Annotated in this window: 9 protein-coding genes; 7 read left to right on the top strand and 2 right to left on the bottom strand. The window is 44.1% G+C overall.

From position 1 onward, the window contains the following. Positions 1 to 19 precede the first annotated feature (19 nt). The 7 genes from DBR43_RS11540 (at position 20) to DBR43_RS11510 (ending at position 11,007) form a co-directional block, all read left to right on the top strand. On the top strand, positions 20 to 1,540 hold the full coding sequence (locus tag DBR43_RS11540) for a RagB/SusD family nutrient uptake outer membrane protein (RefSeq protein WP_158622484.1): 1,521 nt from the start codon (positions 20 to 22) through the stop codon (positions 1,538 to 1,540). Between the two features lie 79 nt (positions 1,541 to 1,619). Next, entirely contained in the window at positions 1,620 to 4,745 is a 3,126-nt protein-coding gene (locus DBR43_RS11535; protein WP_124580983.1) for a glycoside hydrolase family 2 TIM barrel-domain containing protein, read from the top strand. Next, positions 4,745 to 6,742, top strand: coding sequence for an MGH1-like glycoside hydrolase domain-containing protein (locus DBR43_RS11530; RefSeq protein WP_199757029.1), 1,998 nt, complete (start codon positions 4,745 to 4,747; stop codon positions 6,740 to 6,742). The genes DBR43_RS11535 and DBR43_RS11530 overlap by 1 nt, the downstream gene beginning before the upstream one ends. Beyond that, positions 6,729 to 9,029 carry an aminotransferase class III-fold pyridoxal phosphate-dependent enzyme gene (locus DBR43_RS11525; RefSeq protein WP_124580981.1) on the top strand — a complete coding sequence of 767 codons (2,301 nt, stop codon included), beginning with the start codon at positions 6,729 to 6,731 and terminating at the stop codon, positions 9,027 to 9,029. The genes DBR43_RS11530 and DBR43_RS11525 overlap by 14 nt, the downstream gene beginning before the upstream one ends. A 3-nt stretch (positions 9,030 to 9,032) precedes the next feature. Further along, entirely contained in the window at positions 9,033 to 9,932 is a 900-nt protein-coding gene (locus tag DBR43_RS11520) for a DUF1338 domain-containing protein (protein ID WP_124580979.1), read from the top strand. Between the two features lie 79 nt (positions 9,933 to 10,011). Beyond that, positions 10,012 to 10,377, top strand: coding sequence for a hypothetical protein (locus tag DBR43_RS11515; RefSeq protein ID WP_074612862.1), 366 nt, complete (start codon positions 10,012 to 10,014; stop codon positions 10,375 to 10,377). 102 nt (positions 10,378 to 10,479) lie between these two features. Continuing rightward, entirely contained in the window at positions 10,480 to 11,007 is a 528-nt protein-coding gene (locus DBR43_RS11510; protein WP_069379772.1) for a ferritin, read from the top strand. Positions 11,008 to 11,277: 270 nt separating this feature from the next. On the opposite strand, the gene DBR43_RS11505 is transcribed toward DBR43_RS11510, so the two are convergent. Together DBR43_RS11505 and DBR43_RS11500 are read right to left on the bottom strand one after the other, a co-directional pair. Further along, a complete protein-coding gene (locus DBR43_RS11505; RefSeq protein WP_124580977.1) occupies positions 11,278 to 11,661 on the bottom strand; it encodes a hypothetical protein in 384 nt (127 codons plus the stop codon). 262 nt (positions 11,662 to 11,923) lie between these two features. Then, positions 11,924 to 16,003 (bottom strand): two-component regulator propeller domain-containing protein, encoded by a 4,080-nt coding sequence (locus tag DBR43_RS11500; protein ID WP_158622483.1) that lies wholly within the window; start codon positions 16,001 to 16,003, stop codon positions 11,924 to 11,926. Positions 16,004 to 16,105: the final 102 nt, after the last annotated feature.

Below are 16,105 nucleotides of genomic sequence, written 5' to 3'. Positions count from 1 at the left end.
CACCATAAAAAAACGAAGAATGAAAACGAATAAACTATATATAGGCTTGTTCCTGCTAATGGCAGTAATGGGCTGTAAAAAGTCTGAGCTGGAACAAAGTGTACCGGATCAGCTTACCGTAGATAACTTTTGGATTAATAAAGACCGGGCATTATCCGGATTGTCGGCAGCCTATTCCCAGCTGGAAGGCTTTGTGGGCTGGGACAATTACGTAGAAGCACGCTCGGTGAGAGAATTTTACCGGGAAGATTACGTTGTTCCCGGTGCCGATGCATTCAATTATCCATGGTGGACGGAACATTATAATTTTGAATTTACCTCCGGAAACTATGCGGTTGACCTGCTCTGGAGAGAGAATTACCGGGGCATCAACTTCGCGAACCAGGTGCTGGAAAATGTAGGCAAGATGAGTGCTGCTGCAATTGATGATGCGGGTAGAAAGCAGATCCTTGCAGAAGCGAAATTCCTGAGGGCATACTATCACTTTAAGCTCCTGACCAATTACAGTAAGGTCATCATCAGGGATAAAGTACCTACCTCTGAAGCCGACCTTTCCAAAGGCTTTTCTGAAAGAGCAGAGGTCTATGGCTTTATCCTTAAAGACCTTCAGGAAGCAGAACCGGATCTGCCATTGAGGTCTGCACGTCCGGCAACTGAATTAGGACGTGTAACAAAAGGGGCGGCCCAGGCCTACCTTGGAAAAGTAAACTTATACCGGGTAAGTGACGACCAGGCGAATGCCGCCACCTATTATACCGAAGCCGCAAAATGGTTGGAAAAAGTCATTCTTTCCAACGAGTATCAGCTGGATAATAATTTCCTGGGCATGTTTAACGGTACGACAAAAAACAGTACAGAATCGATCTTTGAACTGCAGCAAACTTCGGATGCAAGCAGCGGGGCAGTATACAGATCTTATTTAAGTGATTGGGTGGCGGCTTCAGAACTGGGGGGCTATGGAGAGATTTATGGTACCCCGGCACTGTTGACCGAGATGTTGAAAGAAGGCAAGATTGCCAATGGCAATTACGATGTCAGGGTATATCAAACCATGTATTTTAATGATGCCTATTTTAACGATACCACCACTCCAAGGGTATACGGAAGTACCTACAATGAAATTTTCGGCGCGACTGCAAAAACGATTGCTTTCCGGAAATGGATTCCTGCCGGACCTGACCGCATCGGTTTTTCAAATGCGATCAATGTGCCTTTAATGCGTTATGCGGATGTTTTATTAATGTATGCAGAAGTTTTAAATGAGCAGCAGAAATCAGGAGATGCAGTAACCTGGATCAATAAGGTTCGGGGCAGGGCAGGCTTACCTGGGGTTAGCCTGAGCGGTAAAGCACCTGTCTTTGAACAGATCATCCATGAGCGTGTAATGGAGTTTACACTGGAAGGAAGTCGCTTCTACGACCTGAGGAGATGGGGCTTGCTTGCACAAAAGATGCAGGCCGCGGGTAGAAAGTTCAGTGCGGATAAAGCTTTTTATCCAACGCCACTGAAAGAAACAACCAATAACCCATCAACACCATAATGGAACCACGAGCGCTCTGATTATTTAACACAATCGTCATGCAGCAATGCCTGCATGACGATGCCTTATTTCCTTGTCCATGAATCTAATCAAACCCTATTTTTTTTGTTTAATGCTCTGCCTGGGTTTTGCAGGTTCAGTGATTGCCCAGGCTCCGGCAGACTGGGAAAACCCTTTAATTCCTTCTCAGAATGCAGTTAAACCTCATGCCTGGTTTATCCCTTATCCGGATCAAAAGGCACTGGCTCAGCAATCGAGCCCTTTCCTGAAATCTTTGGATGGGATCTGGAAGTTTAAGCTCCTGAAGAACCCTTCCGAAAGGTCCCATACTTTTTATAAAAACCCGACAGAAACCAAAGATTGGGGCACAATTAAGGTACCTGGTCACTGGCAAACACAGGGCTATGCTAAATTTATATTTACCGATGTAGAATACCCAATCCCTGCTACACCACCATTTGTACCTAAGGACGATAATCCGGTAGGGCAGTACCAGAGGGAATTTACAATTGATCCCAACTGGGATGGAAAACAGGTCTTCGTTCACCTTGGAGCTGTAAATTCTTTCTTTTACCTCTGGATTAACGGAGCGTACATTGGTTTTAGCAAAGACAGTAAAACACCCACCGAATTCGACATTACCAAATTCCTGAAAAAAGGAAAGAACACGATTTCTTTGCAGGTGTTCCGGTTCAGTGATGCCACTTACCTGGAAGGACAGGACATGTGGAAGCTGAGTGGTATAGAAAGAAGCGTTTTTCTGATCGCTAGACCAAAATTTCATGTATCTGACTTTGAACTGAAGGCAACGCTGGACGAAAGCTATAAAAACGGAAAGTTTAATCTGAACCTTGCTTTCAACAAAGTACCGGAAAAGGCGGATAAGGGAACGGTAGAACTAAAAGTCTTTGATCCGAAAAACCCTTCCGTACTACTTTATAAAACACAAAAAGATATCAATGCGACCTTAAACTTCAACACGACTTTTAAGGAGATAAAAACCTGGAATGCCGAACATCCCAATTTGTATGTCCTGCAAATCAGCCACCTGGATCAGAAAGGAAAACCGGTAGAAATCATCCGTCATCACATAGGGTTCAGGTCTGTAGAAATTAAAAACGGACTTTTCCTGGTCAATGGAAAAGCGATCAAGATCAAAGGGGTGAACCGCCATGAGCACGACAGGATCAATGGAAAGATCGTGACCGAAGAGGGGATGATCAATGACATCAGGGTGATGAAAGAACTCAACATCAATGCGGTAAGGGCAAGTCATTATCCCAATACAGAGCGATGGTATGCTTTGTGCGATCAGTATGGCCTCTATGTGGTAGACGAAGCAAATATCGAATGTGATGGCATGAGCTTCACACCTTTGAAAACCTTATCCGATAAACCCGAATGGAAAGCCGCGTACCTGGACCGGATCCGCAGGATGTTTGAAAGAGATAAGAATTTTACCAGCATCATCACCTGGTCTTTGGGAAATGAAAGTGGTTTCGGGGAAAACCTGATGGCCGGATACGATTGGCTGAAAGCGAGAGATACCTCCCGCCCTGTTCAGTATGAGGCGACCAAAGAGGAAAGGTATTCAGACATTTTCTGTCCAATGTATAAATCCATCACTGTAATGGAAAACTACGTAAAGACCTGGAAAAAGAGGCCTTTGATCCAATGCGAATATGCCCATATGATGGGCAATAGCGGAGGAAACTTACAGGACGACTGGGAACTGATCTATAAACACGAACAGTTGCAGGGTGGTTTCATCTGGGATTTCTCTGATCAGACTTTTAGTAAAAAAGATGAGAAAGGAAATAACATCTGGGCTTATGGCCGGGATATGGGAACTGTAGGGCTTACGAGTGATACGAGTTTCTGTGCAGACGGACTGGTTGCCGCAGACCGTTCCTGGCATCCCCAGGCTTATGAGCTGCAAAAAGTATATCAGAATGTAAACTTCGAAGCCGTAGACCTCCAGCGTTATGTGTTTAACATCAGGAACAGGTTTGATTTTAGCAATCTGGAAGATTATGATTTCAAATGGTACATTAAAGGAGGAGGAACGGTTGTTGCTTCCGGGACGATAGCACACCTTTCCCTTGCCCCGCAGTCTGCAAAAGAAATCAGCCTTAAAATCCCGGCCTTTGAACTTAAAGGCGGACTGGAATACCTGATCAGCTTTGAAGTCTTTAGTAAAAAGGCAACGGAATTGCTGCCTGCAGGATTTAAGCTGGCAAAAGCACAGTTTCTATTGCCTTTAAAAGCGGTTGAGGTGATCTCCATAGCGAATATCAAAGAATTGAAAACCAAAGAAACTGCAGAAACCCTTCATTTTTATACCGATGCGGTAAACATCGGATTCAATAAAAAAACAGGATTACTGGAGAGTTATGTGATTGCTGGCAAAGAGTTGATCAAAGCGGCCCTGGTTCCCCATTTCTGGAGGGCAGCAACAGATAACGACATTGGAAACAGCATGCAGATCAGGTCTAAAGTCTGGCAAAACGCCTTCGATCAGGCAGAACTGAGTGCTTTTGAAAATAAACAACTTTCAAAAGAAAGCCGGATGCTAAAGACAGTTCATACCCTTCCAAAACTGAAACTGAGCATCACCACCGAATATACCATCAAAGGAGATGGCAGCATCAACGTGAATTATCAGTTTAAAGCAGGTGAGCTTAGCTTGCCTGAGATTCCCAGAATAGGCATGAGGGTAATCCTGAACACTGAATTTGATCAGGTGAGCTGGTTTGGCAGAGGACCTTTTGACAATTATGCAGACCGCAATTATGCAGCACATATCGACCTTTACCGCATGCGGGCAGATTCCCTTTTCCATCCTTATCCAAGGGCACAGGAAAGTGGTTACCGCACAGGAGTGAGGTGGATGACCTTGGCTAATCATCAGGGAATAGGGCTTTCCGCAGCGGGTGCTCCTGAAATTAGCGCAGGAGTCTTGCATTTTGACATGAAACACCTCGATTTTGATAAAGACGCAAAGCTGAATGTACATGGCGGATCGATGACAAATGAACCGCTCATCTGGTGGAACATCGATGCCAAACAAACAGGTGTAGGTGGGGATAACAGCTGGGGTGCCGAGGCGCATCCGCAATACCGGTTGCCTTACCGTGATTATACTTATTCTTTCACGCTTCGCCCGGTTTTTAACGAGACCGGCGAAATCAAAAACAATAAATAATGATGTCTTTTATACGCAGTTGCTGTTTATGTGGTTTTGTCCTGTTGGCGAGCCTAAACGAGACGAAAAATTCGGATGTGGCCCGTACAGATTTTCCGGATGTACTGGCAATGGGCTTTGAAGTCAGTAATCCGGAGAAAATTGAAACGAATGTCTTTTCCGACCTGGGGGCATGGCATGCCTATACCCAACCTGCTTCTGCAAAGGATTATGGCGCCTTTATCGGCCCGCTTCTGATGGACCTTAAAGGAGAGTGGCTGGGCAATACCATATCGAAACTTCAAGTCAAAGAAGCCGGAAAAGTAATAGACCTTTCCGGTGCTAAAACAGTGCTTAAATATTATCCTGGCTTACTTAGTCAGGAAATGCGGATCAATGACCTGAAGGTAGAACTGCAATTGATCTTCGTGAGTAACAGATCTGCGGTGATCAATACCAGGGTGTATAACCTGGCTGGAAAGGAACGGAAATTACAACTGTCCTGGACAGGGGAAAGCTTGCTAACCAATGCTCAGATTAAAAAAGGAGATAAGGGGATCGACATCAGGTTTAAAGACAATGAACACCGCTTTATTCAACAGTTCAACAGTCCGCATAAAATGAATATTCAGGTTTCTGGTAATGGGTATCAGGCAGATCTGGAAGAAATTAGGATTCAGCCAAATGCGCATTTTAGTATCGGACAGACCCAGAGTTATTACCTGAATGCGGCAGAAGAACCAGCCGCAACAGGAACAGCGTTGAATTTCAATAAGGAGTTCCGTGCAAACCAAAGGCGCTGGGATAAATACCTGAACGATTATTTCAATGCTCCCGGACTACAGCTGAGCAATGTGGAGCAACAAAAACTCGCAGTGAAGTCAATAGTAACCCTGCAAACCAATTGGAGAAGCAAATCAAAAGACCTGTTGCATGATGGCGTTTTCCCTTCTCTGAACTACCAGGGGTTTTATGGATTCTGGAGTTGGGACAGCTGGAAGCAGGCAGTAGGCCTGAATTATTTTAATCCGGCACTGGCAAAAGAAAACATGCTGGCCATGTTTGATTACCAGGATGAACATGGCATGGTAGCCGATTGCATTTATACGGATAAAAAGGAAAACAACTGGCGGGATACCAAACCTCCGCTTGCCGCATGGGCAGCCTGGAAAATCTATGAACAGTCAAAAGATGGTTCTTTTCTGAATACGATCTATCCTAAGCTGGTTAAGTACCACGAATGGTGGTATAAAAACCGGGACCATAACCAAAATGGGCTTTGCGAATTTGGCTCAACAGATGGAACGCGTATCGCCGCAGCATGGGAAAGTGGAATGGACAACGCCGTTAGGTTCGACAAAGCAGTCTTGTTAAAAAACAATGAGACAGCATGGTCTTTAAACCAGGAATCTGTAGACCTGAATGCCTATCTGTATGCCGAAAAAGGGTATCTCGCAAAAATAGCCCTGGTCATCGGAAACAGTAAAGCAGGTCAGGAATGGAAAAGTCAGCTTGCCCCCTTAAAGCAAAAAATCAATCGGACTTTCTTCCGGGAAGACAAAGGCTTTTATTACGATAAGAGTCTGGAAGGACAATGGATTGATGTGGATGGGCCTGAAGGCTGGCTTCCCTTATGGTGTGGTTTGGCAGACAAACAACAATTCAATTCCGTGCTGAAAATGATAAAAAAAACAAATAAGTTTGATACGTCCGTTCCCCTTGCCACACTGGCAGCTGATCATCCGGGTTTTGATCCGCTAAAGGGGTATTGGAGAGGTCCGGTCTGGCTGGATCAGTTCTACTTTGGCTATTCCGCTTTGCTGCGATATGGCAGAAAAGAAGAAGCAAACTACTTTTTGAATAAATTATTGAAAAATGCAGAAGGGCTTCAGGGACAGGGAGCCATCCGCGAGAATTACCACCCCCTTACCGGTAAGGGATTAAATGCTAAGAATTTCAGCTGGTCAGCAGCACACTTGTTAATTATACTTAAAGAAAATACACATGATACTTTCTGAGAAAGACCTTAAAGAAACCCTGAACACATTTTATAAGCTAGATGCTGAGGTAAAGAAAATTGCCGGTTATGAAGAACAAAATTTCCTGCTGAACACTAAAGAAGGGCTGCGGTTGATCTGTAAAGTAAACCCTGCTCCCTATGATGAACCTTACCTGGATGCCCAGCTGAAGGCCTTGCAGTTTTTATCAGCAACGCCGCTGGCTGCTAAAGTACCTACTTTAAAACTCAATCTGGACGGACAGGCCATCACCAAAACGGAAGTAAACGGACACCATTACTGCATCAGGATTTTGTCTTTTCTGGAAGGGACCTTCCTTGCTGAGCTGCCAGTATTGAGCACCGGACTGTTAACTGATCTTGGGAGCACACTGGCAAAAATGGACCAGGCACTACGGAGCTTCAGTCACCCTGCCGTCTATCGTTATAATGAATGGGACCTGGCCTATGTCCTGGCTTCAAAAGCGAACCTTCACTTTATCAAAGATCATGAAAAGAGAAGGATTGCCGCTTATTTTCTGCTTCAATATGAGATGGAAGTGCTTCCATTGATGTATCAATTGAGAACGGCAGTGGTTCACAACGATGCCCATGACCTGAATGTACTCGCGAATGAAGATAAAATCACCGGCTTCATCGACTTCGGGGACATTGCGAATACCCAGCTGATTCACAACATTGCGATCACGCTGACTTACGTGATGTTCCGTCAGGAAGAACCCCTTAAAGCAGCGGTTACGGTATTAAAAGCCTACCATCAGGAATATAATTTAACGGAACAGGAACTGTCTGTTTTATATTACCTGATCGGGGCAAGATTGAGCTTAAGTGTCACGCAGTCTGCCAGCAAGAGAGCGCAGGGCGATAATGCACACCATTTTGTATCGGAAAACGATGCCTGGAAACTATTATATCAATTGCTGAAGATCAATCCTGTTCTCGCACAGAATGAGTTTAACCTCGCCTGTGGTTTTTCAAAAGTGAGTCCGCCGGTGGAGGAATTAGATCAACTATTGAAAACAAGAAAAGAGCGGATTGGTGCCAATTTGAGCATCAGCTATAAAACACCTCTGAAAATCGTTAAAGGTGCATTTCAATACCTGTACGATGATCAGGGCGATACTTTTATTGACTGCGTCAATAACGTGAGCCATGTTGGCCATTGCCATCCTACCGTGGTACGCGCAATCCAGCAACAGGCTGCGAAATTAAATACCAATACCAGATATCTGCACGACAGCCTGCTGGAGTATGCAAAAATACTGACCGATAGCTTGCCGGCACCCTTGAGCGTTTGTTATTTTACCAATTCTGGAAGTGAAGCCAATGACCTTGCCATCAGAATCAGCAGGCATTTTACCCGCCAGAAAGACGTCATTGTACTGGACCATGCCTATCATGGTACTTCTACAGTAGCCATGGAGCTGAGTCCTTATAAGTTCGACGGGCCGGGTGGGGGAGGACAAGCCTCCTATATCCACAAGGCCATGAATCCGGATCTGTACCGCGGCGTTTACCGCTATGGAGATGCACAGGCGGGTGCAAAGTATGCCGCAGACGTAGAACGCCTGATCACGGCGCTTAAAACATCAGATAAAGGTGTTGCTGCATTCATCTGTGAGACCCTGCTTGGTGTAGGCGGGCAGATCCCTTTACCTCCGGATTACCTGAAAGAAGTATACCGCCATGTCAGGGCTGCCGGCGGACTTTGCATTGCAGATGAAGTACAGGTTGGCTTTGGACGAATCGGAGATCATTTCTGGGGATTTGAACTGCAGGGCGTGATTCCCGACATTGTAGTCCTGGGTAAACCGATCGGAAACGGGCATCCTATGGCTGCGGTAGTGGTAACTGCCGAAATTGCTGCTTCTTTTAACAACGGAATGGAATATTTCAATACTTTTGGAGGGAATCCGGTTTCTATGGAAACAGGGATTGCAGTGATGAAGGTCATACAGGAAGAGGAGCTGCAAAAACAGGCCCTGGAAACAGGAAATCACCTGATGGTAGGGCTGACAGAGCTGATGGAAAAACACCCGCTGATTGGGGAGGTTCGGGGCCATGGCCTTTTTGTAGGGGTAGAGCTGGTGAGAAATCACGAAACGCTGGAGCCTGCCGTTCCTGAGATCGACCGGATTGTGGAAGAGATGAGAAACCGTGGATTTTTGTTAAGCACAGACGGGCCTTTGCACAATGTGATCAAGATCAAACCGCCTTTGGTATTCTCCAAAGAGAATGCGGATGATCTGGTGGCCCAGCTGGATGAGGTATTGTATAAAATTAAATAGATAATGGCGCATAAAACCCTTAAAGGAGTATTGAACGGACTCTTAACCCGATATAAAGAACGTGTTCCTGATGTGGCAGGAATTATCAATGCGATGATTGCTGAAGGAATCATCAGCAGTTTTGAAGAGATAGAAAATGACCATGTGGCCTTCCGTACTTTAGGGGTTCCTCATTTAGGAATCGCCTCTCTGGAAAAAGTATTCCTGGCTTATGGTTATGAGAAAAAAAGCCCTTACCATTTTTCGGAAAAGAAACTGGATGCGTATTGGTATGCCCCTCCATCTCCGGAATTTCCACGTATTTTCATCAGTGAACTGGTCGTTACGCAACTTTCTGAAAGGGCACAGGAGTTGATCCGGAAATATACGGATGCCATTACCGCCGATCCTGTAGATACACTGAACCTGGATGATGCGGCTGCTGTTGATGAATTTTTGCACAGCCCGCTTTGGGAAACACCAACGGTGGAGGATTATACGGAATTGATGGCCGAAAGTGAATATGCCGCATGGACGATTTACAACCGCTACTACCTGAACCATTTTACGATCAGCATCCACAACCTGAAAGAAGGTTACAACAACCTGGAAGCATTTGATCAGTTCTTATTGAATAACGGGTTTAAGCTGAACGATGCCGGTGGCGAGATCAAAACAAGCAGCGATGGGGCATTGCTGCAAAGCTCTACGGTTGCCGAATTGGTGGAAGCCAGCTTTGCGGAAGGTAAAAAGAAAGTCATTGCCGGTTCTTATGTAGAATTTGCGGAAAGAAAGGTATTACCTGAATTTGCCGGACTTCCTGCCGGCGAACTGAACAATACCCATAGGAGGGAAGGTTTTGAAGCGGGAAATGCAGATAAAATATTTGAAAGCACCTTCCTCTCGCAAACCAGTAAAAAATAGATATTTAACTTTTTTGAGCAATTGATTTGGAATAAATCTAAATAATAACAACCTTTGCAGTACCAACAGGGTTTAATCAATGCAGAACACAGCTATAGCATCTCCAATACATTTTGAAGAGGTATTTAGTACCAAGAAAGGTTCAATTTATCAATCAGACAGTGAAAACTGCTGGTATATAGATTTTGCCGGAAAGCTGGCCCGATTTGATTACCGCAATCTTTTAAAGTTGAAGAAAGCAGTATACAACATTGATATCGAAAACATCCTGTTAACGAGTGATAAATCCGCTGATGTGGAGATCATCTTCATCTGTGCCTGTGATCATTGTTATGTTTTGTCTTTACTCCAGATCATTGCCCTGAAAGAATTATTACAGGGAACCTTCGTGATGCTGGATTTAAACCACATTATTCAGGACCGCCTTTTCCGCTTAGTCGTTTGATCTAATTAGACTTAGAATCTTTCCGAATTGCTTTTAAATGCAATATTGTTGATTTATACCCCTATTTTTGTCTTAGTAATTAGGAATTAAATCAACAGTAATATGAAAGATATCATTCGCGTAAAAAGTTTACTCTCCACAGATGTTGAGACACTTTTAAACCAACAGATTAAAAAAGAAGCACTTTCTTCCTCGATCTACCTGTCCATGGCTTCATGGTGTGGCCGCAATGGATACGATTTCTCCTCAGATTACTTCTTTAAGCAAGCTGAAGAAGAACGCGTTCATCAGTTAAAATTTTATAAATATGTTCTTGATATGGGTGGAATGGCTATTTCGCCTGAAGTAACCAATATCAAGCTTGAATATAACTCTTTCCGTGAGGTGTTTGAAGAAGCATTAGATCAGGAGATCAGTGTAACCCAATCTATTAAAAACATCGCTGCGCGTTGTCATAAAGAACAGGATTATGTAACCTTAGAGTTCTTAAACTGGTTCTTCAAAGAACAACGTGAAGAAGAATACAAAGCCAGACGTGCGCTGGAACTATTCGACGTGATTGGTGAAGAAGGAACAGGAAGATGGCAGATCGATAAAAATGTAGGCCAAATCGTTTACAACGAGGGATAGTCTGCTGATTAAAAGCCATAGAGCTTTTTTATTATAGCACATATTGATGGAAAACCCATCAGTATGTGCTATTTTTGTATCGGAATAAACGTAGCGCGATGTCAAAGAAGGGAAAAGAAAAGAAGAAATCGAAGCAGGAGAAAAAGGACAAGAAGAAAAAGAACTGCTGTGAAAAGTTTCTGAGAGGAAAGCGTTGTAGAAATTGTCCGTTTGGTTAACCGGTACGAATTGTGCATCTATGGGAGAGATATGTACCATCATAACCCATTTTTAATTCAGTAGTACTGATTCCAGCATCAAAAACTCCTGTTTTTTGGCATCTGTTTTTCCTTCAATGCTATAAAGAGCCGGTTTTTCACTTTCGAGCTGTTCCATCTTTTCAAACCATTTAACCAATGTCTGCTCACAGTTCATATCGCAGGGAATTAAAGCATATGATTTTTTGGTTTTATCCTCCTGAAAGGTCATCTTGCCATCTTTCCGGAGGTCTACAGTTCCTTGAAGTACCTGTAATTTTTCATTTTCCAAAACATCACATGCCTGACACCTTTCGGCAGTCTGCCATTCCTCCGGCGGATGCATGATCCGATCATAAACTAAACAGCATAGCAATGCAACTAAACCACCTGCAATAAGTATTTTTAAAATTTTCATCCGGAGGATTTATTTGTCCGCCTCTAAATTAGGAAAGAAACCCAGCGTTTGGTTACCTGATGTGTTTCAGCTCCGGTTCATATGCGTTATGATAAAATTAAGTCTCTGCTGATCCTAAATACACCGTTAAAAGGACCTGGGGATCTACTAAGGACCTATCAACCCCCTATTGGTGATCAAGAGACAGTCAATAGAAGGAAAACTGAAATGAGAGACATTTCAAACGGATTTGAAAAGGATTTTTCTATTCCGCTATATTTTTTCATGCTGACTGATCTGAAATATATGCGGAGGGCGTTTTTCCAAATTGTTTCTTAAACTCCCTGCTGAAATACTTTCGGTCCGAAAATCCTACCATATAGCCTACCTCATACACCGTATACTGTTTTTGCAAGAGCAGCTGAGCTGCCTTTTTCAAACGGATAGATTTGGAAAAATCATTTACCGAAAGATCCGTCAGTGCTTTTAGTTTTTTATACAATACAGACTGACTCATCCCTATTTGTTCGGCCAGAAGCTCTACGCCAAGTTCTTCATTTTCCATATTGGCTTCAATGATGCTTATTAACCTGGAGATAAACTGTTCGTTTACTGGGTTTACCGGGAGCTGCCCAGGTTCCAGAACGAGCTCCCTGCTATATTTCCTGCGCATCTTTTCTCTTGCTTCCAGCAGATTGTGTACCTGGAGCTCCAGGATTTTGGTGCTAAAGGGTTTGGTCAGGTAGCTATCCGCTCCCTGTGTCAGTCCGCTGATCTGATCCGTTTGGCTGCTCTTAGCCGTTAAAAGTATTACGGGGATGTGACTAGTCCGTTCGTCGGATTTTAATTGATTACAGAGCGTAAAACCATCCATTTCCGGCATCATAACATCGCTGATGATAAGGTCTGGAATTTCTACGGTCGAGATCTCCCATCCTTCCAATCCGTTTCCGGCAAGAAAGACCTCGTAATCGGCTTCCAGTGTTCCCTTAATCAATCCACGCAGTTCAACATTGTCTTCCACGATCAGGATGGTCTGTCTTTTATTGCTGCTATGCGTTACTGAAGGACCTATCCAGGGTGTGTTTTCCAGGTTTAACCCATCCTGTTCGGGGATTCGGATAGGGAATGGCATGATGGGCAATGATAGCTGACTTTCCTGGAAATGAGCATTTCCCTTCGGCAAACTGAGCTCAAAACGGGTAAAGCCTGCTTCATCTGCTGTTGCAGGTTTACTACTCACCTTAATTTTTCCTTTGTGCAATTCCAATATGTTTTTCGCCAGTGCCAATCCGATGCCATAGCCTGTATTTTGAATGCTGTGGTCATCTACCTGAAAATAATTGACAAATAACTGATCCAGGTATTGCGGCGCAATTCCCCTTCCGGTATCACTGATGCTGATTTGTACTTCCTCTTTTTCCGTTTTGATGTGCAGCGCAATTTCACCATGATCCGGTGTAAACTTAAAAGCATTGGAGAGCAGGTTGAAAAAGACCTTTTCCAACTGTTCCTTGTCGAAATACAGCAAGAGGGGTTCCTGATCATAAACGAAAGAAAACCGGATCTGTTTCTTCCCGGATAAACCTTCGAAGGAAGTATAAATCTCCCTCACAAAAGGAATGAGGTCATAAGCTGCAACCCGCAGTCTGAGGTGCCTGGTATCTGCTTTGCGGAAATCCATGAGTTCGCTAACCAGCTTTAACAACCGGTCTGCGTTATTTTTCACACTTCTTAACTGCTGTCCAACCGGACTGTCTGATTGCTGTCCTTCCAGTAATTTTTCTACCGGAGCCATGATCAGCGTCAGGTGGGTCCGGATCTCATGAGAGATGTTGGTGAAGAAGTTTAATTTGATCTGGTGAAGCTCTTCATCCTTCAGCAGCAAACCACGAAGGTAGAAAAAGCGGGTGATGAAAAATAAGACCATGATCAGTAATGCGGTATAAAGGAGGTAGGCCCACCATGTTTTCCAGAATGGAGGCAAAATTTCGATCTGCATCCGGACCGGTTCACTCCAGATGCCATCGTTATTCGCCCCTTTGACCAATAGCGTATAAGCGCCTGAAGGCAGATTGGTATAGGTTGCTGCAGGCGTATGGCTTTCTATCCATTCTCCATTCATGCCTTCCAGCTTATAGGCATATTTGTTCTTGTTCGATTTGATGTAATTGAGTAAGGCAAACTCAATCGTAAAGATGTTCTGCCCGTAATGGAAGACCAGCTTTTCCGTAAATCCGATGTCTTTTTTCAGCAGGCCATTGGCATCATTAAGCCTTACCCGGTCGTTGAAAAGTTTCAATCCGGTAAATACCACTTGCGCCTGCTGATCATTTTTTTCGATATCAGCAGGAGAGAAATGGGTAAGCCCGTTATATCCCCCAAAGAACATTTCGCCATTTCCCGCTTTGAAAAATGAATTGTAATTGAACTCATCTCCCGCCAGGCCGTCACTGGTCGTATAGGTCTGAAACACCTCATTTCTGGGGTTAAACCTCGATAAACCGTTAGAAGTGCTGATCCAAAGCTGTCTGTGGTTATCTTCCAGAATTCCGACCACATTATTGCTGGCCAGGCCATCCTTAACGGTATAAGTTTTACTGAAAGCCTTCCTGTTTACTGCATATTTACTGAGTCCGCCATAATAAAGGCCCACCCATATGTTCCCTGACGAATCTTCCTGAATACAATTGATGTAATTCGCATTGTTGTTGACACTATTGCTTCCTTTTGGCAATGTAAACGATTGCAGGTTTTTCCGGTCGGCAGGAAGGAGGTATAAGCCGGTGGTGGCTGCGATCCAGATGTTCTTTCGGGAATCTTCAAATAAGACTTTAATATTCTGGTTTTTGATGCTTTGGATGGCTGGGATTTCAGGATAGGGGCTGAGGTTAAGTTTATCCTTGTTAAATATCCGGATGCCGGTCTGACTCCCGGTCCAGAATGCACCGTGTTCGTCTTCCAAAAGGGCAACAATCTCCGAACGCGTTGTTTTAATGTCATTCCCGGTTGCCATAAAGCGCCTGAAACCACTCGTTGCAGGATCAAAGACATTGAGTCCTCCGCCATGCGTGCCGACCCATATGTTCCCTGTTTTATCTTTGTAAACGATTTTTACCAGATCTGAACCGAGGCTTGATGGGGAAGAAGCTTTCAGCTTATAAGTTGTAAACCTCTGGCTCCGCTGATCATAATAGTTCAGTCCGCCGCCTTCGGTTCCGATCCAAAGGTTTTCATTTTTATCGGCAGTGATGGAACTCACCACATTGTGACTGATTCCTGCCAGCTTTTCGTTGTATTGCAGGGTTTTAAAATTGGTAGAATGTGCATAAGTGACATTTACCCCGCCATAATAGGTGCCAATCCAGATGGAACCCGTCAGGTCTTCATACAAGCTGTAAATGGAATTTTGGTTTAAGCTTCGCTGATCGGCTTTCCGATGCTGATAATTGTGGAATGTCCGGCTTACCGGATCAAATACGCTTAACCCTTCCTGGGTGCCGATGTATAATGATCCGTTTTTGCTGAGCATCATTTTACGGACCGCATTATGAGCGAGGCTGTTTTCTCTTCCTTCTTCATGTAAAAACCGGGAAAAGGTATTCGTGGAAGGCTGGAAAAGATTGATGCCTCCGTTTTCAGTAGCCACCCAGAGGTTCTTTTGCTGGTCTTCGGTAATGGCGGTAACGGAGTTGTCACTTAAACTACCGGGTTTAGCAGCATGATGACTGAAGGTTTGTACTTCCTGAACCCTTGGATTCAGCCTGAAGCGCGTCAATCCGTTATTCGTTCCGATCCATAAAAACCCCTTCTGGTCTTCATAGATGCTGAGGATTTCCGTATGGGCAATCCGGGGATCCAGACCCAGCTTTTCCGCTGAGGTAAATGTATTGGTCCGGGGATTGGTTAATAAGTAAAGTCCGGTCCTGGCAGCAGCCCAGAGGTTGCCCTTTCGGTCTTCATAAACGGAATTTACAGGGGCATACTGTTTATTGTATTTGTTTCCATCAAGGTAAATCCTTTCGAAAGTGTTCTTTTGTGGATTAAAGCGATTTAAACCATTTGCGGTACCTACCCAAAGGATTTTCCTGGAATCACTATACAAGGTGGTGATGTAATCATCCGAAAGGCTGCCGGAATCGCTGGCATTGCTTTTATACAACCTGAACTGATTGCCGTCGTAACGGTTCAGTCCAAAGCGGGAGCCAAACCACATAAAGCCGCGTCCATCCTGTACAATGGCAAATATAGAATTCTGGGAAAGCCCGTTTTCAGTCTTGAGGTGATTGAAATTCAGTGCCTGTCCCCTGACACACAGCTGCATCAGAATACCTGTAATCAAAAATAACGTTTGCTTTATCATACCCCTATAATAAATGTTTGCCATGCCGGGCAAATGGAATCCCCTCCACGATGTTAAAATTACAATTTAAGAAGTGATAAAACAGGAGAATGATTGCTTATT

The organism is Pedobacter sp. KBW06 (assembly GCF_003852525.1).
GTDB lineage: Bacteria > Bacteroidota > Bacteroidia > Sphingobacteriales > Sphingobacteriaceae > Pedobacter.
Note: the sequence above shows the minus strand (reverse complement) of the source record. Positions and strands in the feature narration are given on the sequence as shown.

Excerpts from the sequence above, each read along its gene's own strand:
- DBR43_RS11500 (WP_158622483.1), bottom strand. The coding sequence starts at position 16,003 with ATGATAAAGCAAACGTTATTTTTGATTACAGGTATTCTGATGCAGCTG.
- DBR43_RS11525 (WP_124580981.1), top strand. The coding sequence starts at position 6,729 with ATGATACTTTCTGAGAAAGACCTTAAAGAAACCCTGAACACATTTTAT.
- DBR43_RS11515 (WP_074612862.1), top strand. The coding sequence starts at position 10,012 with ATGCAGAACACAGCTATAGCATCTCCAATACATTTTGAAGAGGTATTT.
- DBR43_RS11540 (WP_158622484.1), top strand. The coding sequence starts at position 20 with ATGAAAACGAATAAACTATATATAGGCTTGTTCCTGCTAATGGCAGTA.
- DBR43_RS11520 (WP_124580979.1), top strand. The coding sequence starts at position 9,033 with ATGGCGCATAAAACCCTTAAAGGAGTATTGAACGGACTCTTAACCCGA.
- DBR43_RS11505 (WP_124580977.1), bottom strand. The coding sequence starts at position 11,661 with ATGAAAATTTTAAAAATACTTATTGCAGGTGGTTTAGTTGCATTGCTA.
- DBR43_RS11530 (WP_199757029.1), top strand. The coding sequence starts at position 4,745 with ATGATGTCTTTTATACGCAGTTGCTGTTTATGTGGTTTTGTCCTGTTG.
- DBR43_RS11510 (WP_069379772.1), top strand. The coding sequence starts at position 10,480 with ATGAAAGATATCATTCGCGTAAAAAGTTTACTCTCCACAGATGTTGAG.
- DBR43_RS11535 (WP_124580983.1), top strand. The coding sequence starts at position 1,620 with ATGAATCTAATCAAACCCTATTTTTTTTGTTTAATGCTCTGCCTGGGT.